This is a genomic window from Kitasatospora sp. NPDC092039, assembly GCF_044756065.1.
In the GTDB taxonomy this organism is placed as follows: Bacteria; Actinomycetota; Actinomycetes; order Streptomycetales; family Streptomycetaceae; genus Kitasatospora.
This window is the reverse complement of sequence record NZ_JBIVSD010000005.1, coordinates 394,095-419,434: the sequence shown is the minus strand read 5'-3', so window position 1 is coordinate 419,434 and position 25,340 is coordinate 394,095. Positions and strand designations below refer to the sequence as shown.

22 protein-coding genes are annotated in these 25,340 nt (G+C 73.8%); 8 read left to right on the top strand and 14 right to left on the bottom strand.

What is annotated here, in order from left to right; genetic code table 11:
• Positions 1-182: 182 nt before the first annotated feature.
• From ACIQI7_RS13975 to ACIQI7_RS13950, 6 genes are all read left to right on the top strand, one after another.
• A complete protein-coding gene (locus ACIQI7_RS13975) occupies positions 183-1,667 on the top strand; it encodes an MFS transporter (protein WP_401108810.1) in 1,485 nt (494 codons plus the stop codon).
• A 309-nt stretch (positions 1,668-1,976) separates the two neighbouring features.
• Positions 1,977-2,783 carry a TIGR03084 family metal-binding protein gene (locus ACIQI7_RS13970; RefSeq protein WP_401108807.1) on the top strand — a complete coding sequence of 269 codons (807 nt, stop codon included), beginning with the start codon at positions 1,977-1,979 and terminating at the stop codon, positions 2,781-2,783.
• A gap of 36 nt (positions 2,784-2,819) precedes the next feature.
• Positions 2,820-4,190, top strand: coding sequence for an FAD-dependent oxidoreductase (locus tag ACIQI7_RS13965; protein WP_387747372.1), 1,371 nt, complete (start codon positions 2,820-2,822; stop codon positions 4,188-4,190).
• A 125-nt stretch (positions 4,191-4,315) separates the two neighbouring features.
• Positions 4,316-4,684 (top strand): YciI family protein, encoded by a 369-nt coding sequence (locus ACIQI7_RS13960; protein WP_401108804.1) that lies wholly within the window; start codon positions 4,316-4,318, stop codon positions 4,682-4,684.
• A gap of 86 nt (positions 4,685-4,770) precedes the next feature.
• Positions 4,771-5,559 (top strand): SDR family oxidoreductase, encoded by a 789-nt coding sequence (locus ACIQI7_RS13955; protein WP_387747376.1) that lies wholly within the window; start codon positions 4,771-4,773, stop codon positions 5,557-5,559.
• A gap of 266 nt (positions 5,560-5,825) precedes the next feature.
• On the top strand, positions 5,826-7,343 hold the full coding sequence (locus tag ACIQI7_RS13950; RefSeq protein WP_401108802.1) for an MFS transporter: 1,518 nt from the start codon (positions 5,826-5,828) through the stop codon (positions 7,341-7,343).
• Between the two features lie 69 nt (positions 7,344-7,412).
• Here ACIQI7_RS13950 and ACIQI7_RS13945 read toward each other — a convergent pair whose 3' ends face one another.
• The 5 genes from ACIQI7_RS13945 to ACIQI7_RS13925 form a co-directional block, all read right to left on the bottom strand.
• Positions 7,413-7,610: a ferredoxin gene (locus tag ACIQI7_RS13945; RefSeq protein ID WP_401108799.1), complete on the bottom strand. Its 198-nt coding sequence runs from the start codon at positions 7,608-7,610 to the stop codon at positions 7,413-7,415.
• Between the two features lie 11 nt (positions 7,611-7,621).
• Complete coding sequence (locus tag ACIQI7_RS13940; protein ID WP_401108796.1) at positions 7,622-8,836, bottom strand: cytochrome P450; 1,215 nt, start codon at positions 8,834-8,836, stop codon at positions 7,622-7,624.
• Between the two features lie 30 nt (positions 8,837-8,866).
• A complete protein-coding gene (locus ACIQI7_RS13935) occupies positions 8,867-10,030 on the bottom strand; it encodes an acyltransferase family protein (protein ID WP_401108793.1) in 1,164 nt (387 codons plus the stop codon).
• A gap of 305 nt (positions 10,031-10,335) precedes the next feature.
• Entirely contained in the window at positions 10,336-10,980 is a 645-nt protein-coding gene (locus ACIQI7_RS13930) for a dihydrofolate reductase family protein (RefSeq protein ID WP_401108790.1), read from the bottom strand.
• Between the two features lie 145 nt (positions 10,981-11,125).
• Positions 11,126-12,718, bottom strand: a complete 1,593-nt coding sequence (locus tag ACIQI7_RS13925; protein ID WP_401108787.1) for an MFS transporter — start codon at positions 12,716-12,718, stop codon at positions 11,126-11,128.
• 211 nt (positions 12,719-12,929) lie between these two features.
• Between ACIQI7_RS13925 and ACIQI7_RS13920 the strand changes: the two genes are divergently transcribed.
• Together ACIQI7_RS13920 and ACIQI7_RS13915 are read left to right on the top strand one after the other, a co-directional pair.
• On the top strand, positions 12,930-13,292 hold the full coding sequence (locus ACIQI7_RS13920; protein WP_401108784.1) for a YciI family protein: 363 nt from the start codon (positions 12,930-12,932) through the stop codon (positions 13,290-13,292).
• A 4-nt stretch (positions 13,293-13,296) separates the two neighbouring features.
• Entirely contained in the window at positions 13,297-14,547 is a 1,251-nt protein-coding gene (locus tag ACIQI7_RS13915; RefSeq protein WP_401108781.1) for an RNA polymerase sigma factor, read from the top strand.
• A gap of 6 nt (positions 14,548-14,553) precedes the next feature.
• Here ACIQI7_RS13915 and ACIQI7_RS13910 read toward each other — a convergent pair whose 3' ends face one another.
• The 9 genes from ACIQI7_RS13910 to ACIQI7_RS13870 form a co-directional block, all read right to left on the bottom strand.
• Positions 14,554-15,885, bottom strand: a complete 1,332-nt coding sequence (locus tag ACIQI7_RS13910) for an alkaline phosphatase family protein (RefSeq protein WP_401108877.1) — start codon at positions 15,883-15,885, stop codon at positions 14,554-14,556.
• Positions 15,886-15,938: 53 nt separating this feature from the next.
• A complete protein-coding gene (gene eboE / locus ACIQI7_RS13905; protein ID WP_401108778.1) occupies positions 15,939-17,057 on the bottom strand; it encodes a metabolite traffic protein EboE in 1,119 nt (372 codons plus the stop codon).
• A complete protein-coding gene (locus ACIQI7_RS13900; protein ID WP_401108775.1) occupies positions 17,054-17,914 on the bottom strand; it encodes a TatD family hydrolase in 861 nt (286 codons plus the stop codon). The genes eboE and ACIQI7_RS13900 overlap by 4 nt, the downstream gene beginning before the upstream one ends.
• Positions 17,911-18,618, bottom strand: a complete 708-nt coding sequence (locus tag ACIQI7_RS13895) for an EboA domain-containing protein (protein ID WP_401108772.1) — start codon at positions 18,616-18,618, stop codon at positions 17,911-17,913. The genes ACIQI7_RS13900 and ACIQI7_RS13895 overlap by 4 nt, the downstream gene beginning before the upstream one ends.
• A complete protein-coding gene (locus tag ACIQI7_RS13890; RefSeq protein WP_401108769.1) occupies positions 18,615-19,514 on the bottom strand; it encodes a sugar phosphate isomerase/epimerase family protein in 900 nt (299 codons plus the stop codon). Before ACIQI7_RS13890 ends, ACIQI7_RS13895 begins: the two co-directional genes overlap by 4 nt.
• On the bottom strand, positions 19,511-20,422 hold the full coding sequence (locus tag ACIQI7_RS13885; RefSeq protein WP_401108766.1) for an SCO3242 family prenyltransferase: 912 nt from the start codon (positions 20,420-20,422) through the stop codon (positions 19,511-19,513). Before ACIQI7_RS13885 ends, ACIQI7_RS13890 begins: the two co-directional genes overlap by 4 nt.
• Positions 20,419-21,585, bottom strand: coding sequence for an inositol-3-phosphate synthase (locus tag ACIQI7_RS13880; protein WP_401108764.1), 1,167 nt, complete (start codon positions 21,583-21,585; stop codon positions 20,419-20,421). The genes ACIQI7_RS13885 and ACIQI7_RS13880 overlap by 4 nt, the downstream gene beginning before the upstream one ends.
• Before the next feature lie 93 nt (positions 21,586-21,678).
• Positions 21,679-22,962: a PQQ-dependent sugar dehydrogenase gene (locus ACIQI7_RS13875; RefSeq protein ID WP_401108761.1), complete on the bottom strand. Its 1,284-nt coding sequence runs from the start codon at positions 22,960-22,962 to the stop codon at positions 21,679-21,681.
• A 736-nt stretch (positions 22,963-23,698) separates the two neighbouring features.
• A complete protein-coding gene (locus ACIQI7_RS13870; RefSeq protein WP_401108758.1) occupies positions 23,699-25,288 on the bottom strand; it encodes a PQQ-binding-like beta-propeller repeat protein in 1,590 nt (529 codons plus the stop codon).
• Between the last annotated feature and the right edge of the window lie 52 nt (positions 25,289-25,340).

Genomic DNA, 25,340 nt, shown 5'->3' with positions numbered 1-25,340 from the left:
CCCAGGCACGTTCGAGCTCCACAACCCTCCGATCCCCGCACATTGCGAGAAGCGGCCGTCCGGACGCCGGGCATAGCTTTCCAGTCACCCAGCGCGACTTTTCGGGGTCAACGAGCGGCCGGAGACGATATCTTGACGACCCGTCGCGCACTCCCCACCCTCGGTCCCCACGGAGGTCGCTCTTGTCCACCCCTGCCCCCGGCCGCTCCACCGGCGCCACGCTGCTGCTCTCCCTGGGCAGCCTGATCGTGCTGGTCTCCTCCGCCGTGGCCTTCTACCACTCCTTCGCCATGGACCCGGCGATGCCGATGCCCCACATGCCGGCCGACGACGACCGGAAGCTGCACGGCATGGCGCTGTCGGAGATGCCGGAGATGTTCACCGCCCTCGGCGGACTTCTGCTCGTGGTGGCCGGCGCCGCCCTGCGCGGCCGGCCGAAGGCCGTCCCGGCCGACTCCGGGACGGGCCGCGGCGGCCGGCTGCTGATCACCGTCATCGGCACCGCCGCCCTCACCATCGACATCAGCAAGACCTCCACCCTGGGCTTCGTGATACCGGGCCTGCGCACCGAGTACGGACTCGACCCCCGCACGGCGTCCCTGCTGGCGGTCTGCGGGCTGACCGGCACGGCGGCCGGGGCGCTGCTGTTCGGCGTGCTCACCGACCGGATCGGCCGCCGCAGCTCCTACCTGATCGCCACCCTCGGCTTCACCGCCACCAGCATGTGCGGCTCGATGCCCACCTTCGAGGGCAACCTGGTGATGTGCGCCCTGATGGGCGTGGCGGTCGGCGGCCTCGCCCCGCTGCTGATCACCCTGCTCACCGAGACCGTCGGCGGAAAGGTCCGCGGATCGGTGGTGGTGGCGCTCTCCGTGGTCGCCACCGCGGTCGGCTACCTGGTCGCCGCCGGCTCGGCGCTCTGGCTGGAACCGGTCTTCGGCTGGCGCATCCTCTGGCTGATCGGCGCCCCCACCGGCGCCGTGCTGGCCCTGCTCACCCCCTTCGTCCCCAACCGCACCTCCGCCCCCGCCCCGGCGGCCGAGGGCGCACCGGCCGTCCGGCACCTGCCGAGGTCCTCCCGGGCCCTCACCAGCGGTCTGCAGCGCGCCTTCGCCACCCTGATCGGGCTGCTCACCTTCGGCCTCACCACCTGGGTGCCGAGCCTGGCCAGGATCGGCGGCGTGCCGGTGCACACCGCGAACCTGATGCTCACCGTCGCGGCGGTGGCGATGATCCCGTGCGCGCTGCTGCTGATGCTGGGCTACCGCCGCTTCGGCCCGACCGCCATGGCGGCCGGCCTGGCGACCGTCACCGCCGTGCTGCTGCTGGCGCTCACCGCCAGCGGCGCGGTGGCCGAGGTGGGCTGGATCGCCGCGGGCGCGCTGGTGGCGGCGCTGTTCTCGGTGAACTCGATGGCGGCGATCTTCCTCCCGATCGCGGCCGACCTGGCGGAGCCGGAACGGCGCGGGCGCACCACCGGGTGGGTCTCGCTGTTCAACCGGCTGGGCGGCCTGATGGGGCCGCTGCTGCTGGCGAGCCTGGTCTCCTCGGCCTCCGCCGTCCTGGTGGCGGTCTCCGCCCTCGCCCTGCTGTGCGGTGCGGCCGCCTGGTACATCAGCCGGCGGCACCGGCTCGCCCTGGCCACCCTGGAACCGGCGGCGGACTGACTGATCGTCAACTGACCCACGGCAGGCCTGCCGACCGACGCAACCGTCGGCCGGCAGGCCTGCCGTGCTTCGTCGCGCGCCGCCGGCCGGCAGGCCTGCCGTGCTTCGTCGCGCGCCGCCGGAGAGCCGGGCGCACGCCCGCGCTCCGCAGGGGGAGCGGGCGTACAGCACGAGCAGAGAAGCCCGCCGATCCGCACCCGGCCAATACTGGGCTGGCCCCCGCTGCGACGCCGCGCACCGCGCGTCGAGCGGGCGTCGGCACCCGGATCCCCCTGGACGGAACCGGACCCCTGGACGGAAGGAAGAGGCATGGCCGACTCGCAGGACGTCACAGCCGCACTGAAGGCCGACGGCGACGCCGTCGAAGCCCTGGTGGCGAACCTGGCGGACGCCGACTGGGAGCGGCCCACGCCGGCGCCCGGCTGGACCGTCGCCCACCAGATCGCCCACCTCGCGGCCACCTTCAAGCTGGCGGGCACCGCCGCCGCCGACCCCGAGGCGTTCAAGGCGCTGGCCGCGGGCGTCGGCCAGGACTTCGACGGCGCGGTGCAGCAGTCCCTCAAGCCCTACCTGGCCTCCGCCACGCCGAAGATCCTGCTGGAGCGCTGGAACGCCGAGCGGCGGATGGCCGAGCAGGCCCTGGCGGCCGTCCCGGCGGGGCAGCTGGTGCCGTGGCTGGTCCGCCCGCTGCCGGCGCCCGTGCTGGCCGCCGCCGGCATGATGGAGCTGTTCGGCCACGGCCAGGACATCGCCGACGCCCTCGGGGTGCCCCGCGAGCACACCGACCGGCTCCGCTACCTGGTCGAATTCGCCGTCCGCACCTGGGACTTCGGCTACCAGGCGCGCGGACTCGACACCCCCGACACCGAGTTCCGCTTCGAGATCACCGCGCCGTCGGGCGCCCGCTGGGAGTTCGGCCCCGCCGACGCGGAGCAGCGCGTCAGCGGCCCCGCCGTCGACTTCTGCCTCCTGGTGACCCGGCGCCGGCACCGCGACGACCTCGCCCTGACCGCCGAGGGCAAGGACGCCGACGCCTGGCTCGACCTCGCCCAGGCCTACCGCGGCCCGGCCGGCGAGGGCCGCACCCCGGGCCAGTTCGGGCCGTCCGCCAACTGACCGCACTCGTCCGGAATCCGTAGAGAGGGGACCTTCATGGCCACCCGTACCGATGAATGTGCCGTGGTTCTCGGCGGAAGCATTGCGGGCCTGCTGGCGGCCAGGGTGCTCTCCGAGTCCTATCCCCGGGTCGTCGTCGTCGAACGCGACCGGATCCTCGGGGTCCAGGGGCCGCGCCGCGGCGTGCCGCACGGCAACCACGCCCACGGGCTGGTCGCCCGCGGCCACCAGATCATGGAGTCGCTGTTCCCGGGCCTCACCGACGAGTTGATCGCCGCAGGGGTGCGGCCCGGTGACTTCAGCAACGACATCCAGTGGTACTTCAACGGGCTGCGGCTGAGCCCCGCCCGCACCGGCCTGCCGTCCGTGCCCGCCACCCGGCCGGTGCTGGAGTACCACCTGCGCGAGCGGGTGCGGAAGCTGCCGGAGGTGTCGTTCCTGGAGGAGCACGACGTCATCGCCCCGGTGGCCGACGCCGCCGGGCACCGGGTCACCGGGGTCAGGGTGCAGGCGCGCACCCCCGGAGCCGAGGAGCGGACGATCTCCGCGAACCTCGTCGTCGACACCACCGGCCGGGGCTCCCGGGCCCCGCTCTGGCTGGCCGACCTCGGGTACCAGGCGCCCCCCGAGGAACGGATCGAGATCGACCTGGCGTACACCACCCGCCACTACCGGCTGGAGAAGGACCCGTTCGGCAGCGACATCGCCATCATCCCGGCCGCCACGCCCTCGCACCCGCGAGGGGCGTTCTTCTACCGGGTGCCCGGCGACGACAACCGGGTGGAGCTGTCGGTGACCGGGCTCCTGGGCGACCACCCGCCCACCGACCCGGAAGGGTTCCACGCCTTCGTCCGGTCGCTGCCCGTCCCCGAGATCTACGAGGCGATCCGGGACGCCGAACCGCTCGACGAACCGCTGCGCTTCCGCTTCCCGGCCAGCGTCCGCCGGGACTACCACCGGCTGGAGCGCTTCCCGGCCGGACTGCTGGTGATGGGCGACGCGATCTGCAGCTTCAACCCCGCCTACGCCCAGGGCATGACCTCGGCGGCCCTGCAGGCGCTGGTGCTGCGCCGGCACGCCGCCGGGCGGCGGCTGCCCAGGCCCCAGGCCTACTTCCGCGACATCGCCCGCGAGATCCGCTCCCCCTGGTCCTTCGCCGCGGTGACCGACCTCGGCTACCAGGGCGTCAAGGGCAAGCGGAACCTCCAGACCGCCCTGGTCAACCGGTACGCCGCACTGGCCCAGCGGGCGGCGGTGCACGACCCCCGGGTGACCGACGCACTGGTGCGGATCGCCGGACTGGTGGCCACCCCACAGTCCCTGATGCACCCTCGGACGCTGCTGCGCGTGCTGCGCGCCGCCCGCCGCCCGGTGCCGCCCTCGGCCTTCGGCGTCACGGCGCCGTGAGGGCCTGCTCCGTCGTTCCGCTGGTACGGGAAAAAGTTTTTCGCGAGGATGTCGAAGTCGGCGGATCGGCGCCGACTTCCAAGTGAAGGCCCCACCGGGCGCCTCACGTCGCAAGGAGCGGAACGATGAAGTACCTGATCATGATGTACCCGAACGCCGACGTCCTGGCCGCGCTGCCGGAGGAGGAGCGCAACGCGGTCTTCCAGGGCCACGGCGCGTTCATGGAGAAGATCAAGGCGACCGGCGAGTTCGTCGGGACCCTGGCCCTGGCCGGCCCGGACCAGAGCTCCGTGGTGCGGGTGCGCGGCGGCGTCCCGGCGGTGACGGACGGCCCGTACGCCGAGGCCAAGGAATACGTGGGTGGTACCTACATCATCGAGGTCAAGGACCTGGCGCGCGCCCACGAGGTCGCCGCGATGATCCCGGACGCCGCTGTCGAGGGTCTCGGCATCGAGGTCCGTCCGATCGTCTTCAGCGAGGGCGCTTCCGCCTGACCGGCTGCCCGGGGGCCCCGCGGCCCCCGGGCTCCGTCCTGCCCCTCGGTAGTCCGTGCGCACTGTTATCGAGAGAGGACGAACACATGAAGGTTCCGGAGCTGCTCCGAGACAAGGTCGTCGTCGTGTCGGGCGTGGGGGCCGGTCTCGGCCGGACGCTGGCCGTGCGGTGCGCCGAGGCCGGAGCCGACGTGGTGCTCGCGGCCCGTACCTCCTCCTACCTGGACGAGGTGGCCAAGGCCGTCGAGGAGACCGGGCGCCGCGCACTGGCGGTGCCCACCGACATCACCGATCCGGCCGCCGCGAGCGCGCTCGTCGCCGCCGCGCTCGACGAGTTCGGCCGGGTCGACACCCTGATCAACAACGCGCTGGTGGAGCCGCCGCACACCGAGCTGCAGGACACCGACCTGGACGACGTCCGCCTCGGCATGGAGGTGACCGTCTACGCGGCGCTGCGGCTGTCGAAGCTGTTCACCCCGGCCCTGCGGGACAGCCGCGGCTCGATCGTGATGGTCAACTCGTCCGTCCTGCGGCACTCCAAGCGCGCCTGCGGCGCCTACAAGATCGCCAAGTCGGGGCTGCTCGCGGCGGCCCAGATGCTCTCCACCGAGCTGGGCCCGGAGGGGATCCGGGTGAACACCGTGGCGCCCGGGCCGATGTGGACCGACAAGGTCAAGGACTTCATCGGCGGCCTCGCCGAGATGCGCGGTCTGACGCTGGAGGAGGGCTACCAGGAGGTGGCCTCCGACATGGACCTGCGCCGGCTGCAGACGCCGGAGGAGACCGCCGACGTGGTGATCTTCCTGGCCTCGGACCTGGCGCGCGCCGTCACCGGCCACTGCCTCGACGTCAACTGCGGCGAGTACCACCACTGATCCCGCGTCCGCCCCGGGCGGCCGGCGGACCACCGGCCGCCGTGGCCGGGACGTGTCCCGGAACAGTCGAACAGATGTCCATTCGTGGAGCCGATGGTGTCGACCACCATCGGCTCCACGCGTCTGACCAGCGACGACGCCACAGCCGTCGGGGCCGTGCGGAAGCCATCTGAAAAAAGTTCCGCGAACCGGCGCAAGAATCGGTCGGCTGCTCCGACAACGTAGTGAGCGACCTTCCGAAAATGAGCGAAAGGAACAACACGGCCATGTCCGTCACTACAGCGGAGACAGACCTCCCTCGCACCACTGCGCGGCCCTGGCTGGCACTCGCGGTCCTCGCGCTGCCGACCCTGCTGGTCGCGCTGGACGCGAACGTCCTGTTCCTGGCGCTGCCCGAACTCACCGCCGACCTGGGCGCCAGCAGCGTCCAGCAGTTGTGGATCACCGACGCCTACGGCTTCATGGTCGCCGGCCTGGTGATCACCATGGGGACGGTCGGCGACCGGATCGGGCGCCGAAAGCTCCTGATGGCGGGCATGGCGGTGTTCGCGCTGGCCTCGCTGGTCTGCGCCTGGGCGACCAGCCCGATCATGCTGATCGCGGCGCGCGGCGTGCAGGGCATCGCGGGTGCCACGCTGATGCCCTCCACCCTCGCGCTGATCACCAACATCTTCCGCGACGACAAGCAGCGCGGGAAGGCCATCTCGATCTGGGCCACCTGCACCTTCACCGGCGCCGCGCTCGGCCCGGTGCTCGGCGGCGTGCTGCTCGCGCCGTTCTGGTGGGGCGCGGTGTTCCTGCTCGCCGTCCCGGTCGCGGCCGTGGTGCTGATCGCCGGCCCCGTGCTGCTCCCGGAGTTCCGCCCCGAGCAGTCCCGTAGCCTGGACCTGACCAGCGTCGTGCTCTCCCTGCTGGGCATCCTCCCGGTGGTCTACGCGATCAAGGTGCTCAGCCTGGGCACCGGCAGCACCCTGACCGGCGTGGTGTCGCTGGTCGTGGGCCTGCTGTTCGGCACCGTGTTCGTGCGCCGCCAGCTCAAGGGCGACGACCCGCTGCTCGACCTGCGGCTCTTCGCGAACAGCTCGTTCACCGTCATGCTGACCGCGCTGGCGCTGGCCGGGATGGTCCTGGCGGGCACCGCCCTGAACGTCACCCAGCTGCTGCAGACGGTGCTCGGCTACACCCCGCTCGCCTCGGCCCTGTGGTTCGTCCCGATGGGCCTGTGCATGGCGGTGGGCACGATGTCCACGCCGGCCCTGATCCGTTCGATCCAGCCGCGGACCGCGATCATCGGCGGCATGTTCCTCTCCGCGATCGGCGCCGCGGTGCTGATCCTGGTGAACGGCGACCGCGGCCCCTGGCCGATCGTGCTCGGTACCGCCGTCATCGGCCTGGGCGCAGGCCCGATGTTCGCGCTGGGCATCGGCCTGGTGGTCGGCTCGGTGCCGCCGGAGCGCGCCGGTTCGGCCGCCTCGATGGCGGAGACCGCGAACTACCTCGGTGGCGCGCTCGGCCTGGCCGTGCTCGGCACGATCGGCTCCGCGGTCTACACCAGCGAGATGAGCGGCGTCGGCTCCGAGCAGGCCCGGGAGACCGTGGCCGGCGCCGCCGCCGAGGCCACGAAGCTCGGGGCGGACGCCTCCGCGGCGCTGCTGAAGACGGCGCACGCGGCCTTCGTGAGCGGCCTGAACGCCGTCGCAGCGGTGTCCTCCGCGGTCTTCGTCGTGCTGGCGGTGCTGGCGGGGATCTACTTCCAGCGGGCCGCCCGCAACAGCGGCCAGTGAGCTGACCGGCCGACCCGACGAGGCCGGCGCGGGACCCGGGGGTCCCGCGCCGGCCTCGGCCGTTGCGCCCTACTCCTCGATCAGGGAGAGGGTGCGGGTCGGGCACTCGTCGACCGCCGTCCGCGCGCCCGCCAGCTGGGCGCCCGTGACCCGTTCGGTCAGCACCACCACCGTCCCGTCCTGGTCGCTCTGGTCGAACAGGTCGGGCGCCGCGAGGTAGCACCGGCCCGCGCCGATGCAGCGGTCCTCGTCCGTACGGATCCGCATGGCTTCCTCCCTCACCAGGTGACCGGCAGCGCGTGCAGGCCGTAGTTGACGTGCTCCTCCTTGAACCGCAGCGACTCCACCGGCTCGGCCAGCCGCAGCTCGGGGATGCGCTCGAACAGGGTGCTCAGGACGACCTCCAGTTCGGTCCGCGCCAGGTGCTGGCCGATGCACTGGTGCGCGCCGAAGCCGAAGGCCAGGCTGCGGTCGACGCGGTCGAGGTCGAAGGCGTCCGGGTCCTGGAACCGCCGCGGGTCCCGGTCGGCCGCCACCGTCAGACCGAGCACGCCCTCGCCGGCGGCTATCCGGACCCCGCCGATCTCGACGTCCTCCAGGGCCACCCGGGAGTTGGCGATCTCCGCGATGGTGAAGTACCGCACCAGCTCGTCGATCGCCGCCGGCCAGCGCGACGGGTCGGTGGCCAGCGACTTGCGCAGCAACGGGCGGTCCAGCAGCAGCATGGCGCCCAGCCCGATGACGTTCGCGATGGTCTCGTGGCCCGCCATCAGCAGCATGAAGGCCATGCCGACGAGGTCGCGGTGGTCGGGGACGCCCGGCTCGCCCCGCCGCGCCGCCAGCCGGCCGATCAGGTCGTCGGTCGGCGTTCGCTCCTTCTCGGTGACCATCCCGTCCATGTAGCCCATGAGTTCGGCCATCGCCGCCGTGCCGGCCTCGGGCGTGGTGGCGTTCATCACCGTGAAGGAGATCCGCAGGAAGAACTCGCGGTCGGCGAACGGGACACCGAGCAGCTCGCAGATCACGAGCAGCGGGACCGGGTTGGCGAAGGCGTCGATCAGGTCGACGGGACGTGGGCCGGCCAGCAGCCGCTCGACGTACTCGTCGGTGATCTCCTGGATCCGGGGCCGCAACCGGTTGACGCTGCGGGGGGTGAAGTCCGCGGCCACCGCGCGCCGGGCCAGGGTGTGTTCGGGCGGGTCCATCCCGACCAGGGAGGTGGAGAACTCGGGCGGGGGGACTTGGTGGTCCATCATCAGCGGGTATCCCGGGCGGCGCAGGTCGGAGCTGAACCGGTTGTCGCCCAGCATCGCCTTGACGTCCTCGTAGCGGGCCGCCGCCCAGGCGAGCCTGCCGCTGGGCAGTCGGACCTTGCCGAGGGTCGGCCGGTCGAGGAGCTCCTGGTAGCCGGCCGGCAGGGTGTACGGGCAGGTCCGGCGCATCGGGTAGTCCGGGTGCTCGGCGTGGTCGGTCGGGTGGGCCGCTTCGGCCATGGCTGTCTCCGATCGTGGGGTGATCGTCGGTCAGGTCTGTGGCTGGGGTTCCGGGTTCGGTCGCCGGGGCGCGCGCTGGGCCGCAGGCCGGCTCCACCGGCGGATGGCCGGCATCTCGACGGTGACGTGCAGGACCCAGGAGACCGCGACGCACAGGACGTAGAGGGCGACGACGAACGCGACGGCGGCGGGAGTGTCGAACGCCGTGGGGGTGTATGAGTGGGCGTAGCCCACCAGTTCGCCCGCGAACGCCGCGTGCACCGCGAACATCACGGTGAGGTGGGTGATGTAGATGGCGAAGGAGAGGTCCCCGAGCCACACCATGAAGGGCGCGCTCAGGGCGGTGCGCCGGCCCGCCACGTCCTGGGCGGCGAGGGCGCCGATCAGCAGCGCGGCCGGTACGGGGTAGAGCGCCGCGATCCCGAAGGGGACGGGCAGGTGGTACAGCAGGAGGAAGACGGCGAGGTTGAGCAGGGCGGCCGGCAGGATCCGGATCCTCGGCCAGCTGCCGGAGGCGACGATCCGGGCGAGGAACATGCCGATGAGGAAGTCGATGCACCGGACGGGCGGGAAGAAGTACAGCGCCCACAGCTGGGGCCAGGACCCCGCGGGGTAGAACTGGCTCGGCGGGAACCCCGAGAGCAGCGGGTAGCTGATCGCCGGGATCAGGACGGCGGTCGCGCCGAGACCGATGATCCAGGACCACAGCGCCCGGGTGCCGAGCCGCCGGACGAACCGGATCAGCAGCGGGAACATCGCGTAGCAGAGCATCTCCACCGCGAGCGTCCACGTCGCGCCGTTGAACTGGTACATGATCAGGTCCTGGGAGGGCCACCAGTTCTGCACCAGGAAGAGGTTGGCGACGGCCGGCCCCCACCTGATCGTCTCGCCCGCGGCGGCGAACTGGGTCAGAGCGAGGACGGCGAGCAGGACGTGGGACGGGCCGATGCGCATCACCCTGCGCCGCCAGAAGCCGGTCGCGCTCTGGCCGGGCTTGGCCGACCAGGTGAGGACGAACCCGCTGATGACGAGGAAGAACGACACCGCGAGGAACGCGAGCCGCCCGTCGCCCGTGAGGGTGTTGAAGACGGAGAGGGCGTTCGGGTCCTTGAAGGCGCCGAGGACGAGTGCGTGGCTCGCGAAGACGAAGACGACGCCGACGGCCCGCAGGCCCTCCAGTGACGGCAGCTTCATCGTTCTCGCCGGTAGTGGTGAGTTCACGGGTAACCCCTTTCTCCGAGGCGGAACGCCGGAGCGGCACCATCCGGATGTCGGTGGGCGCGCGGCGCTACTCGCGTGTTAGTCGTAACCGGGGGGCCGGATTCGACAACGTGATTTCTTCCAACGTGCTGCCCGTGGATCTCCGGTCGGCGGCTCGGCCCGGGCCCGGACACGACGGTGGCCGGGGCGAAGGCCCCGGCCACGGCCGCACGGTGACGGTGCGTCACGCGTGGTGTCGAGTTGTCATGCGGAGGGTGCGCGGTCGTGCGCGCCGGCCGTCACCGCCGCCAGAACAGCAGGTGGGTGACGCCGCTGGGGCTGGGCACGGTGTCCAGGTGGTAGCGGTCGAGCAGCTCGGTGTGGCTCTCCCAGAGCCGCTCCCCCCGGCCGAGGTCGACCGGCGCGACGGCGAAGTGCATGGTGTCGACCAGGTCGGCGTCGATGAACTCGCGGACGGTGGCGACCCCGCCGCTGATCCGCACGTTCCGGCCCTCGGCGACCTCCTTCGCGTGCTTCAGCGCCTCGGCCGGCGTCGCGTTGAGGAAGTGGAAGGTGGTGTCGGACAGCGTGAAGGACGGGCGCTCGTAGTGGGTGAGCACGAAGACCGGCGCGTGGAACGGCGGGTTCGGCCCCCACCAGCCCTTCCACTCGTGGTTCTCCCACGGGCCGCGCTGGGGGCCGAACTTGTTGCGTCCCATGATCACCGCGCCCGGCGGGCGGGCGTGGTCGCGGGTCAGGTAGTCGTCCAGACCGCGGGTGCCGCCGGGGTCCGTGCGGTTCACCCAGCTCGCGGTGGCACCCGCCCAGGAGAAGAAGGGGGAGGGGTCCGCGTGGCCGAAGGGCCGCTCCAGGGACTGTCCCTCGCCGGCCCCGAACCCGTCGCGCGACAGGTTGAAGCACTGCACCGACACCAGCTGCGACATGCGTTCCGCACCTTTCCTCGTGGGGCGATCCGGGCGTCCGTACGACCGGGCGCCCGCGCCCCCAAACGACCGGAGCGGAGGCGGGGGCACGGTGCGGTACGCCGTACGGGTGATCGCCGCGTCGGGCGGGCGGTGCGGAGGGCGGTCAGCCGGCCGCGGGGGCGGTGCCGGAGTCCGCCGGGTGCCCGTCGGCGGCGGCACCCGGCGGCCGGCCGGTGGGCGGCAGATGGCGCAGCAGCGCCGTCACCAGGGCGGCGGTGGCGAGCAGCAGGACGCCGGCGACGGTGACCACGGTGTGGAGCTCGTCGGCGAAGGCGGCCCGGGCGGGGGTCAGGACGGCGTCGGCGAGTTGGCCGGAGAGCGAACGGGCGGCCTCCTGGGCGCCGTTGAGGGAGTCCCGGGCGGCCCGGACGGTGTCGGCGGGCAGGCCGTCCGGCAGGTGGAGCGCGCCGCGGTAGACGGCGGCGCCGACGCTGCCGAGGGCCGCGATGCCGAGGGCGAAGCCGAGTTGGCCGCTGGTCTCGTTGAGCGCGGCCGCCGAGCCGGCCTTCTCCACCGGGGCGGAGCCCATCACCAGGCCCATGCCGAGGGTGACCATCGGGCCGGAGCCGAGGAAGACCACGGCGAAGCCGGTGATCAGCACCGCGGGGCTGGAGCCGGGCTCCGCCCTGGTGATCACCAGCATGCCGAGCGTGCAGAGGACCAGGCCGCCGCCGATGAGGTACGCCGGGCGGAAGCGCTGGCCGAGCCGGGGGGACAGGGTGAAGGAGACCGTGTTGGCGGCGATCGCCGGCAGCATCCACAGGCCCGCGTGGAACGGGTCGCGCCCGTACAGCAGTTGGAGGGTCTGGGTGACGAAGAACATCACCGCGCCGGTGAGCATGGTGCCCAGGAACAGGCTGAGCAGCGCCGCGGTGAAGGCGCGGTGGCCGAACAGGCCCAGGTCCAGCAGCGGGTGCGGCAGGTGGCGCTGACGGTGGACGAAGAGGATGCCGAACCCGATGCCGGCCAGCACGGCCGCGATCGGCATCGGCTGCCAGCCGTCCTTGGCGATCTCCTTGAGGCCCCAGATGGCGGGGAGGACGGCGGCCAGCGACTCCAGCACGCTGACCAGGTCCGGGCGCCCGGCGTCGGGGTCGCGGAACTCGGGCAGCAGGACCGGGCCGAGCACGAGCAGCAGCACCATCGCGGGGACGCCGAGCAGGAAGGCCGAGCCCCACCAGAAGTGGTCGAGCATGGTGCCGCCGATGATCGGTCCGGCGACGGCGCCGACCGAGAAGCAGGCGCCCCAGATGCCGAAGGCGGCGCCGCGCTGCCGGGCGTCCTGGAACATGGTGGTGATCAGCGAGAGGGTGCTCGGCGCGAGGGTGGCGCCGGCGACGCCGAGCAGGGCGCGCGCCGCGATCAGCATGCCGGGGCTGACGGCGTAGGCGGAGGCGACGGAGGCGACACCGAACGCCGCGGCGCCGATCAGCAGCAGCCGGCGCCGGCCGATGCGGTCGCCGAGCGACCCCATGGTGACGAGCAGGCCGGCGAGCAGGAACGAGTAGATGTCGGTGATCCACAACTGCTGCACGCCGTCGGCACCGAGGGCGTCCGCCACGCTGGGCAGGGCCAGCAGCATGACGAAGACGTCGATCGAGACCAGCAGGGCGGGCAGGGCGAGGACGGCCAGCCCGATCCACTCCCGCCGTCCGGCCCGGGGCGCGGGCGCGCTGGGGGGTGTGGTGTCGCTCATCGCGGGGTCCTTCCGGATTCTCGGGGCACGTGGCACCCGCGGGTGCCGTCACACCCGGTACGTCGGACCAGGCGACACGGTCTCGACGTCCGCACCGGAAACCCGGGCGGAGCGCCGTGGTCCCGGCTTGGATGTCGAGGGCGCCCCTCCGGCGGCGACGTCTCAGGTGCATGGCACCAGTCCGCCGTACGAGGGACCAAGGAATGATGAGATGAAGTACATGCTGTTGATCCACATGAACCCGGTAGTCTGGGACGGCTTGTCCGAGAGAGAGCGCAACGAGGTCTTCGCCGGACACGCCACGTTCCAGCAGAAGATCCTCGACTCCGGTGAGATGGTGGTGACCCAAGCCCTCGCCGACCCGTCCGGCAGTGCCACGGTCCGCGTCCGCGCCGGCCGGCCCGCGGTCTCCGACGGTCCCTACCTGGCCGGCAAGGAGTTCCTGGCCGGGTACTACCTGGTCGAGTGCGCGTCCAGGGAACGCGCGATCGAATTGGCGGGTCTGATCCCCGACGCCCGGTACACGGGCATCGAGGTCCGCCAGGTCGTCTTCGAAGCCGATACGGAGAGCTGAGCCGATGAACCGTGACGTCCGGGTCGAGGACCTGCTCCGATCGCTCGCACCGCAGGTCCTCGGCGCGGTCGTCCGCCGCTACGGGCACTTCGACGCCTGCGAGGACGCCGTCCAGGACGCCCTGCTGGCCGCCGCCGTCCAGTGGCCCGAACAGGGCGTGCCCGGCAACCCGCGGGCCTGGCTGATCACCGTGGCCGCCCGCCGGGTGATCGACGGGCTGCGCAGCGAGCAGGCCCGCCAGCGCCGCGAGGCCACCGCCGCCGCGCTCACCCCGACCGACGAGACGGTGACGCCCGGCCCGGGCGAGGAGCCGAAGGCGGCCGCGCAGGACGACATGCTCACCCTGCTGTTCCTCTGCTGCCACCCCTCGCTCACCCCCGGCTCGCAGGTCGCGCTGACCCTCCGGGCCGTCGGGGGTCTGACCACCGTGCAGATCGCGCACGCCTTCCTGGTCCCCGAGGCGACCATGGCCCAGCGGATCAGCCGGGCCAAGCAGCGGATCAAGTCCACCGGGTCGTCGTTCCGGATGCCTCCGCAGAGCGAGCGCAAGGAGCGGCTGGGGGTCGTGCTCCAGGTGCTCTACCTGATCTTCAACGAGGGCTACACCACCACCAGCGGCCCCGACCTCCTGCAGCCCGAGCTCGCGCGCGAGGCCATCCGCCTCACCCGTGAGCTGCACCGGCTGCTGCCCGAGGAGGGCGAGGTGGCGGGCCTGCTGGCGCTGATGCTGCTGACCGACGCCCGCCGGCCGGCCCGCACCCGGCCGGACGGCAGCCTCGTCCCGCTCGCCGAGCAGGACCGCTCGGCCTGGGACCAGTCCGCGCTGAAGGAGGGGCTGGCGCTGATAGCCGAGACCCTCCCGCGGATGGTGGCCGGGCCGTACCAGGTGCAGGCCGCGATCGCGGCCGTGCACGGCGAGGCCGCGCACGCCGAGGACACCGACTGGACGCAGATCATGGCGCTGTACGAGGTGCTGGAGGAGATGTCCCCCGGCCCGATGGTGACCCTCAACCACGCCGTGGCCCGGGGGATGGCCCTCGGTCCGGCGGCCGGGCTCGAACTGCTCGCCACCCTGGAGGCCGACGGCCGGCTCGCCGACCACCACCGGCTCGCCGCGGTCCGCGCCCACCTGCTGGAGATGAACGGCGACCGGGAGGCGGCCCGGAACAGCTTCCGGGAGGCCGCCCGGCGCACCGGCAGCATCCCCGAGCGGCGCTACCTGGAGACCAGGGCCGAGGCGCTCAACGACCGGTGACGGCCGTCAGCGGGTGAGCCCCTGGAGCCCCAGCAGCAGTTCCGGGACGTCGGTGGCGCCGATCGCCCCGGCCGCGTCGAGGACGGGCCGCCAGTCCGGGTCCGAGCAGATCAGCACGGGGCCGTCGGCGGGCGAGTCCGGGAGGCGGCCGTGCGAACCGCGGACCCAGGCCGGATCCAGCGGCACCACGTTCATGGTGTGGCGCAGGCCGAGCTTCTTGCGGGCCAGGCCGACCGCGGCCCGGGCCCTGGCCAGCGGGTCGGCCGGGTCGAAGAACAGCTCGGCCGGGTCGTAGCCGGGCTTGCGGTGGATCTCGACGGACCGCGCGAAGTCGGGGGCCCGCGCGTCGTCCAGCCAGTAGTAGTAGGTGAACCAGGAGTCGGGGGCCGCCACCGCCACCAGCTCCCCGGAGCGCGGGTGGTCGAGGCCGTGGCGGGCCTGGTCCGCGCGGTCCAGCACCTCGGCCACGCCCGGGAGGCGGAGCAGCTGGTCGCGCACCTTGGGCAGGTCCGCCTCGTCGGGCACGTAGACGTGGGCGATCTGGTGGTCGGCGACGGCGAAGGCCCGCGAGGCCCAGGGGTCCAGGTACTCCATCCCGGCCTGGGTGTACACCTCCAGCAGGCCCTCCCGGCGCAGTTCGCGGTTGATGTCCACCGGGCGGCGGACCGGGGTGATGCCGTACTCGCTGAGCGCGACCACGCTCGCGCCGGCCCGCTCCGCCTGCTCCAGCAGCGGCGCCAGCTCGGCGTCCACCTCCCGGGCCGCCGCCACGGCCTGCGGGGAGTCGGGCCCGAAGCGCTGCAGGTCGTAGTCCAGGTGCGGGACGTAGACCAGCAGCAGGTCGGGCCGCTCGGTGCGCAGGATCCGGCGGGCCGCCGAGACGATCCAGCGGCTGGAGGCGATCCCGGCGGTCGGGCCCCAGTACTGGAAGAGCGGGAAGGGCCCCAGCTCGGCGGTGAGTTCGTCGCGCAGCCCGGCCGGCCGGGTGTAGCAGTCGGGCGACTTGCGGCCGTCGGCGTGGTAGACCGGGCGCGGGGTGACCAGCAGGTCGGTGGTGGCGCCCATGGCGTACCACCAGCAGACGTTGGCGACCCGGTAGCCGGGGTGCCGGGAGCGCGCGGTCTCCCACACCTTCGGCGTCCGGACCAGCCGGTTGTGCTGGCGCCAGAGGTGGATCTCGCCGAGGTCCCGGAAGTACCAGCCGTTGCCGACGATCCCGTGCTCGGCGGGCAGCCGGCCGGTGAGCAGCGTGGACTGCACGCTGCAGGTGACGGCGGGCAGCACCGTGCGCAGCGGGGCGGACCCGCCGCGCCCGGCGAGCCGGGTGAGGTTCGGCATGTACGGCAGCAGGCGTTGGGTCAGGCCGACCACGTCCAGCAGGACCACGGGTTTCAACCGTCCACCCTTTCGCTGATCAGTTCGCGTTCGGCCCAGAGGAGTTCGGCGGCCGTGCCGGCGGGGACGTCGACGGGGGCCCCGGCCGGCCGGCCGGGCAGCACCGGCCAGGTGTACGTCTCGACCTCGACCACCGTCCGTTCCCGGACGGCCGCCACCGCCCGGCGGAGCACGTCGGTGGTGGCGCGCAGCGGCGCGGGCGGCGGGGCGTGCAGCGGCACGTGGAAGTGCACCCGCCAGGGGCCGCGGCCGGGCAGCCGGTCCAGTGCCTCCGGCAGGTCGTCGGCGGTGAGCACCCGGCCGGAGCGGTCCGACTCCCGCACCTGGTGGAGGTAGCGCGGTTCGGCGTAGTCGGCGAGCAGCCGGCGGGCCGCCGGGTCGCGCGGGTCGTCCACGTGCAGGGCGGCCGACGCCTGGATCCTGACCACCCGGACGCCGGCCCGTTCGGCGTCGGCCACCGTCCGCTCCGGGTCGGCGAAGGAGACCGCCAGGTGGCAGGTGTCGAGGCAGAGGCCGACGACGTCGAGGTCCGCCCGGGTGGCGAGCCAGCGCACGGCGTCCGCGACGTCGTCCAGCACGCAGCCGGGTTCCGGCTCGACGGCGAGCCGGATCGGCCGGCCGGCCCGGTCCGAGACGGCGCGGAACGCCGCCGCGGTGCGCCGCAGCGCCTCCTCGGCGGTCCGGTCCGCGGCGGGGGACCAGGGCCGCCGCCAGGCCAGCGGCAGGGTGGAGACGCTGCCGCCGTCGGCGTCCTCGGGCAGCAGGCCGGCCAGCACGGTCGCGCAGTCGGCGGTGTAGCGGGCCCGGGCGGGCTCGGTCCAGTCCGGCCGGTACACCGCGTGCTTGACCACCCGCCGGTGGAAGCCGCCGTACGGGAAGGCGTTCATGGCGAGCACCGACAGGCTCCGGGCGTCCAGTTCGGAGCGCAGCCGGCGGAGCAGGGCGGGGTCGGCGGCGAGTTCGGCCGCGGCGTCGGCGGCCAGCCACAGTCCGAGCCCGAGCCGGTCGAAGCCGGTCCGCTCGCGGATCGGGCCGGCGCAGGTGTCGAGCTGGCGGAGGATTCCCGGCAGGTCCTCGGCCGGATGGACGTTGGTCGAGTAGCAGAGCCGGTTCACGAGCCCCCCCGGAGCACCGAGTTGCCCGCGAAGGAGGCGGTGCCGGTGTCGGCCCGGAGCTCCTCGTCGAGGATCAGCCGCCCGCTCCGGCCGTAGAACTCGACCGGGTTGCGCCACAGCACGGTGTCCACGTCCGCCGCGGTGAAGCCGGCCGCCAGCATCGCCCGGCCCACCAGGTGGGTCTTGAGCGGGTCCGAATTACCCCAGTCCGCCGCCGAGTTGACGAGGATCCGGGCGGTGCCGTACTCCTTCAGGACGGCGACCATCCGCTGCTCGTCCATCTTGGTGTCCGGGTAGATGGAGAAGCCCATCCAGCAGCCGGAGTCGGCGACGGTGGCCACGGTGACCTCGTTGAGGTGGTCCACCAGGACGGCGTCCGGGTCGATGCCGGACTCCCGGACCACGTCCAGGGTGCGGCGGGTGCCGGCGTGCTTGTCCCGGTGCGGGGTGTGGACCAGGGCCGGCAGCCCGTGGTCGACGGCCAGCTCCAGCTGGCGGGCGAACGCCTCGTCCTCGGCCCTGGTCATCGAGTCGTAGCCGATCTCGCCGACCGCGACCACGCCGTCCTTGCCGAGGTAGCGGGGCAGGACGTCCAGCACCTCGACGCAGCGCGGGTCGTTGGCCTCCTTGGGGTTCAGGGCGATCGCGCAGTTGTGGTTGATCCCGAACCGGGACGCCCGGAACCGCTCCCAGCCGAGCAGGCCGTCGAAGTAGTCGGTGAAGGAGCCCGGGTTGGTGCGGGGCTGGCCGAGCCAGAAGGCCGGCTCGACGACGGCGCGGACCCCGGCCGCCCGCATCGCCCGGTAGTCGTCGGTGGTGCGCGAGCTCATGTGGACGTGCGGGTCGAAGATCCTCATGACCGGGCCTCCTCCGGGCGCGGGGGCACGAGTGCCAGCAGGACGGTCATGCCGAGCAGCGCCCGCAGGTCGGGGTCGATCTCCCGGCCGGCCGCCCGCCGTTCCTCGGCCAGGTCGCGGGCCATCCGCAGCAGCTCGGAGTCGGTGCGGGCGACCAGCTCCGCCACGGCCGCCAGCGGGACCCCGGTGAACAGGCACTTCAGCACGCCGTGGCGCCACTGGTCCTGGGGCAGGTGCCGGGCCGCGAAGGGGCCCATCGCCGCCGCGACCAGCCGCGGGTCGTTGGTGCGCAGGCCGTCGGCGACCAGCTCCAGGCCGAGCCGTCGCACGCTGTCCGGCAGTTCCGGCAGCGCGCGCAGCACCCCGCGCCGCTCGGCGTCGTCGCCGTGCCGGTAGAGCTTCTCGACCTCGGCCGCCAGGACCGCCCCGGGCAGGGCCCCGGCCAGCGCCGCGAGCAGCCGGCCCCGGGCCAGGTCGTCGACCGTGCCGTGCACCAGCCCCTGCGGGTCGGCGTCCGGCCGGACCGGGTCGCGCCCGACCATCCGGCCGGCCTGCGGGAACTCCTGGTGGACGGTGCCGGGCCACTCGCGGACCCGGCGCTCGGCGCGGGTCGGCCAGTCGTCCTCCGGGTCCGCCGGCGGCACCGGCCAACTCCCGCCGTAGACGCTGGTTTCGAGCCAGCGGTGGTGCTCTGGGTCGGTCATGACTGGCGGTCTCCGATCGTGGACGACGCCGGTGCACCCGTGTGCGCCGGCGGAACGGAAACGGTCTCCTGGGCCCGGCGTATCGCCGCCAGGGCCGTCCGTGCGGTCTGCGGCGCGGCATGGCTGTGCCGGGGCAGCTCGACCGCCGCGACGCCGGTGTAGCCGATCCCGTCGAGGGCGGCCAGCGTCGCGGCCAGGTCGAGCCGCCCCTGTCCGAACTCCAGGTGCTCGTGGACGCCCGGGAGCATGTCGTCCAGTTGGACGTTGACCAGCAGCCCGGCCGCGCGCCGGACGCACCGCGCGGCGTCCACCGGCTCCACGGCCACGCAGTGCCCGACGTCGAGGGTGATGCCGAGGGCCTCGGGCTCGCCGAGTTCGCGGCGCAGGTCGAGCGCCTGGTCGAGGTGCTGGACGACCATGCCGGGCTCGGGCTCCAGGCCGAGCCGAACGGCCCGGCGCCCCGCCTCGGCCAGGACCGGGGCGAGGTGCTCGACCAGCCGCGCGCGGTTGGTCCGGCGGTCCGCCCCGGGCTCGCTCACCCCGGACCAGAAGGACACGCAGTCGGCGCCGAGCGACTCGGCGATCCGGACGGCGCGCTGCAGGAAGTCGATCCTCGGCCGGGCGTCCTCGGACACCAGCGTGGGGTGGTGCTTGCGGTAGGGGTCCAGCAGGTAGCGCGCGCCGGTCTCGACCACGCAGCGCAGCTTCGACGAGGAGAGCAGCGCCGCGAGCCGGTCGGTCTCCCGGGCCAGGTCCGGGCCGAACGGGTCGAGGTGGTGGTGGTCGAGGGTGAGGGCGACCGACGTGTAGCCCAGGTCGGCGATGACCCGGATCGCGTCGTCCAGCCGGTGGTTGGCGAAACCGTTGGTGCCGTACCCGATGGCGATCGCGCTCACGTCGGGCTCCTGCGGGCGGACAGCCGCCGGGCCAGTGGCAGGGCGGCCAGCACCAGGGCGGCGGCCGGCAGCGAGCCCCGCCGTGCGGCCAGTCCGGCCTGCAGCGGCAGCATGCCGTGGATCCCGGCCACCGTCGCGGTCCGGACCGCTGCCGCGGTGCGGCCCGGCTCCGCCGCCGTGCGGTCCGGCTCCGCCGGGGTGGGGCGGGCCGGGGCGGTGGCGAGCTGGGCGGTGCCGGTGGTGGCCGCGTACCCCAGCGCGCAGAGCGCCGCGGCCGTGCGGTGCCGGGCCGAGGCGGCCCGGCCGGCGCCGGTCAGCAGGGTGGTGGCCGCGGTGGCGGCCAGGGCCAGCCGGGTGTCGGCCGGGCGGCCGCCGTGCACCTCGCCGCGGGACAGCGCGGTGACGCCCAGGGTGTGGGTGGCCAGCGCCAGCGCCGGGACGCCGGCCGCCCGCCAGTGCCCGGATCCGGCGCCGAGCAGGACGTCCAGGCCGCGGCAGGCCGCCATGCCCAGCGGAGCGGCCGGGGTCGGCTTCAGCACCGTGTCGTAGGCCCACACCGCCGCGGTGAGCGGGACGGCGATCCGCAGCGCGTCGGCGCCGCCGGCGAGGCCGGCCAGGGCCAGCCCGGTGGCGCCGAGCCCGGCGGCCGCCGCGAGCGCGGGCCCGGGCGCGATCCGGCCGGACGGGATGGGGCGCTCGGGGCGCTCCAGCGCGTCGACGTCGCGGTCCGCCCAGTCGTTCAGCGCCATCCCCGACCAGTACAGGGCGACGGAGGCGAGCGGCAGGGCCAGCCGTCGGCCGCGCAGCGGCCGGCCGGCCGCCACCGCGCCGGCCACGGTGTCCCCGAGGACGGTCAGCGCGGCCGGTGCCCGGACCAGGTCGAGCCACGGGCGCAGGGCGACCCTCATCGGGCCACCGCGATCCGCCGGGTCCAGGACACCAGGTCCTGTTCCTGCCGGGCGAGCCGGTGCTCGTCGCTGCCGAGCGGGTCCTTGAAGAAGAAGGCCAGCGCGCCGAGCGGCCCGGAGATCCCGGCCGCGTGCGCACCGGCGACCAGCCGGGCGAGGTCGAGGACCAGCGGCGCGGCCAGCGTCGAGTCGTAGCCGTCCCAGGTCAGTTGGAGGCTCATCGGGGTGCCGAGGAAGCCCTCGAAGGAGACGTGGTCCCAGGCGACCTTGCGCTCGCCGAGGTCGGGCACGTGGTCGATGTGCAGCGGTGCGGTGACGTCCCCGCCGAGCAGCGCGGCCAGACCGCGGGCCTTGGACTCCAGCTTGCCCCGCGCCCGGCCGGCCACGCCCAGGTTGGCGCCGTCCCCGCCGCCGAGCAGGTTGGTCCCCGACCAGGACCGCACCCGCAGCCCACGGGCCGTGAACATCGGCGCCAGCACGCTGCGCAGCAGGGTCTCGCCGGTCTTGCCGTCGCAGCCCGCGTACGGCAGGCCGTGCCGGTCGGCCAGCTCGGTGACCGCCGGGATGCGCAGGCCGGGCGACGGGGTGAAGTCGACGTAGGGGCAGCCGGCCGAGAACGCGGCGTACGCGGAGAGGGCGGCCGGGCCGAGCACCCGCCGCCCCGGCCGGGCGAGGGCGTCGTCGAGGGCGGCCAGGTCGGCGTGCTCGGGCCGGGGCGGGAGCGGGGGCTCGGTGGAGGAGACGTTGACGACCACGACCCGCTCCAGGCCGTGGGAGCGCCGGAAGTCCGCGAGGTCGGCGGCGAGCCGGGCCGCCGCCTCGGCCTGGGTGGCCGGGGTGTCGTCGGCCGGGTCGTGGCCGCGGCGGATCTCCCGGTCGGCGGCCGCGAGTTCCCCGGCGACCGCCGACGGGAGCCAGGCGGGCAGCACCCCCGCGGCGGCGAGCTCCTCGGCCCGCTTGCCCAGCGGGGTGGGGACGACGTCGTGGCCGCCGGTGACCAGTTCGGACCAGCCGGGGAAGACGCCCGGGTCGAGGTCGAGCCGTTCGCTGACGCTGCCGGTCGCCGGGGCGAGCCCGGCCCGCAGCGCGGCGAGCCCGCAGACCGCGGTGGTGGCCACCGACCCCCGGCCGCCGACCAGCCATAGTCCGGTCCTGCCTGCCATGGTTCAACTCCCTTTCGGTGAGGCGGAGACGACGCGTCCAAGGCGTGTCCGACAATTCGCGTCGCGCATCCGGCGGGAAGTGCCGGACACGCCTTACGACTGGTCCCAGCCCGCCCAGCGCCAGAGCCGGCCGGTGCCCGGCCGGGACTCGACGCCGTGGTCGGTCATCTCGAACTCGCCGAAGTCCAGGATCAGCAGCGCGTCGTCGCCCGGGGCGAAGCCGACGTCGATCGGCCGGTGCAGCCCGGGACCGGACGGCAGCCCCCGGGTGGACCAGTCGGACGGGTCGACCAGCAGCAGGTCGCGCCCCAGCTGGGGGCCGCCCGGCGGCAGGGTCATCGGCGCCTCGTCCCCGAACAGGGTGACCACCAGCCGTCCGGCCAGCGGTGAACTCGGCGGCGCCACGGCGAACTTGGTCGCCGCGACGTGCGACTCGAAGTCGAGCACCGGCCGCTCGGGCGGCGGGAGCTCGTCGTGGTTGGCGAGCAGGAAGGTCGGCTGCGGGCCGCGGGTGGGCTTGAACGCCGGGTCCGTCACCGGGATGCCGCCGATGAAGTCCGGCCACCCGTACCAGGCGCCCTCGCGCACCTCGAACAGCAGGTCGGGGGCGTTGCCGATCGGGCGGCTGCCGCGGTCGTCCGCGCCCTGGTCGACCGCCAGCAGCCGGCCGTCGGGCAGGAAGCCCAGGCCGAAGGCGTTGCGCATCCCCCAGGCCACCAGCTCCAGGTTGCCGCCGTCGAGGTCGCAGCGCAGCACGGCCGCGCTGCACGGCAGTCCGGCCGGTATCCGCTGCCCGGCCCGGGTCGGGGTGCCGAACGGGACGAACGCGCCGGTGGTGGTCCGCGCCCCGGCCCGGCCGGCCAGCGGGTCGTCCGTGGTCACGTTGACGCCGGTGAGCTCGATGTCCAGGCCGGGGACGTCGTACGAGTGCGGAAGCCGTCCCAGCCAGCCGAGTTCGTAGGCGTCCAGACCGATGATCCCCAGGTTGGACATCGCGCCCTGGGCGAAGTACAGCTTCCCGTCCGGGCCGGCCACGGCCATGTCGACGTGGTAGTTGCCGGGCCCCGGCAGACCGTCGACGATGACGGTCCGCCGCCCGTCCGGGCCGAGCCGGGTGATCCGGCCGGCCCCGCCCTCCGAGACGTAGAGGTCGCCCTCGTGCCAGAGCAGTCCGGTCACCGGGGCGGCCAGGCCGTCGGCGAGGAGTGTGCGTGACGAGGTGCCGGTTCCCGGCTCCAGACGCCAGATCCGGCCCCCGGGGGCGGCGCCCCCGAAGGGCAGCCCGGACTCGGCCAGGTACGTCCGGCCCTCGTCGTCGAACGCCAGGCTGGTCGGGAAGTCGAGCCCATCGGCCAGTACGGTGAGTGATTGCACCATGGCTCCTCCACGGTCGTGCCCACAGAAGATCCGCCGCCCCGGTACGGTCGGCGACGGACGATGTGTAGCAGCGTCCACGAAGCATGGTCAAGAACCGCCCGAGCGCCCGCCGATGGCCGTGCGGCGATCGGCACGGCTGGGGAATGCGCAGGTCAGGCGGTGTGTGAAGGCCATGGAGGGCGGCTCGGAGCGGGGCCGAGGGGTCTGCTGGGCACCGCACGACGCGAGAAGGCCCGGGCGCTGCCGCCCGTCGGTGACGGGCCGTCCGCGGGTGCCGTCCACGCGTGGGCCGGAGTCCGGACCGGCCGCTCTCCAGTCACTCCCGGTAGTTCCCGGCGGGCTCCCTTCCCGGCTGTCGGCCGAGGCCGACGGTCGCCGGGGAGGGCGTCCACTCCGTCCCCGGCGACCGTGACCGCTGTCGAGGCAGGGGCCCCGACCGTGCCGGGGTCCAGGCCCGGCACTTGGTAGACGGAGCCGGTGGCCGCGGATCGACATCCGACGGGAGAATTCTCGGGAGAACCTCCGTCGCGCCGGCGCCCGGCGGTACCCACGCCGCCCCCGGCGGACCGCGCGCCGCCCCGGCGGACCGGGGACCGGGAATCGGGCCGGAGCTCTGGACGCGGGCCGGAACGCACGCACGACGGCCACCGGCGCGGCGTGGGTCGCCGGGCCGGTGGCCGTCGGTGGTCGGACTCGGTGGAGCGGTGCGCGTAAGGGGGTCAGGGCGAACGGAGGATCAGAGCGAGTAGGCGATCAGCTCGAACGACGGGTTGGTCGTGAACGCCGGGGCGCCCGCACCGACCAGGAGCAGGTTGCCGCTCACCGCCGGGAAGGAGATGATGCCGGCCGGTGTCCTGGCCGTCCACAGGGTCGCTCCGGTGGCGGTGTCGAACCCGTAGACCTGGCCGTCGAAGGTGGAGGTGAACACCACGTCGTTGGCCACGGTGGCGGCGCCCAGCGCCATCTGCGGCAGGTCCCGCTGCCAGAGCACCTTGCCGGTCGCCACGTCGGCGGCGGTGAGGCCTCCGCGGCCGATGGTGTAGTCCGGCAGCGCCAGCCCGCCGGTGGCGTCGAGCTTGGCGGGGTTGTCGACCCAGGGCACGAAGAGCCGCCCGCGGGAGAGCGCCATCGGCGTCTCCACCCCGCCGATGATGCCCGGCAGGACGGTGGTCGGGGTGTTCGGCAGCGGGCCCTCGTCGTTCAGGTGGGCGCCGACCGGCAGGGTCCACAGCGGCGTGCCGTCGTCGGCCCGGTAGGCGAAGACCTTGCCCATCTTGCCCGCCGTCACCACGATCTCGGTGGGCACGCCGCGGATCTTGACCTTGGTCACGATCGGGGGTTCCTGGAGGTCGTAGTCGCGCAGGTCGTGCGGCGCGGTCGCCTGGTACCAGAGCAGCTTGCCGGTCCTGGCGTCGAGGGCCAGCAGGCAGTTGGTGTAGAGGTTGGGGCCCGGCCGGCTGCTGCCGTTGGGGTACTCGGGGGTGCCGGGCAGCGGGGCGGGGTTGGCGATGGAGAGGAAGAGCCGTCCGTGCTCGTCCAGGGCCGGCGCGTACCACGTCCCGCCGCCGCTGTTGATCTCCGGGTGGCCCCAGAGGTCGCCGTCCTTGACCGTGTTGAAGCTCCACCGCGGGTTCCCGGTGGCGGTGTCCAGCGCGTAGATGGTCCCCATCGCCCCCGGCACGTACCGGCCGAAGGTGTTGGGGACGGTGCTGACCACGACGGTGTCCTCGTACACCTGGGGGGCGACGTCGATGCCGCCCGCGCCGGAGGCGATCAGCTCCCGCTCCCAGAGCGTCCGGCCGGTCCTCGGGTCGAGGGCGAACACACCGGTGAAGGTGGTGCCGTAGAGCACCCCGCGCGCGTAGGCCACGCCGTTCGGCCCGATCGAGGGGCTGTTGAACACGCGCTTCCAGCGGACCTTCCCGGTCTCCTTGTCCACCGCGTAGACGTCGGAGTTGAGGGTGATCAGGTAGACCGTGTCGCCCACCACGACCGGGTTGGAGGCCATGATGCCGGCGAAGGTGGGGTCCCCCTCCAGCGGCAGCCGCCACTTGACCTTGAGGTCCTTGACGTTGTGCGAGTTGATCGGGGTCCGGGTGACGTTGCGGGTGTTGGTCAGATCGCCGTTGGACAGGGCCCAGTCCCGTGGGTTGACCCGGCGGTCGTGGCCGTCCGCGGCGGACTCGGGCCCCGCGGCCGCCAGGTCCGGGGCGGCCATGCCGGGCACGATCGCCAGCGCGGCGGCCGCCAGTGCCGTGGCCGCCAGCCAGCCGGGCCGACGGCGACCGCGCCGTCCGGCGCCGCGGCTCTTCAGGATGAAGGACAACTCAACTCCTTTTCCGCCCGGGGCCGTTGCCGACCCCGGGCCTGGTCGAAGG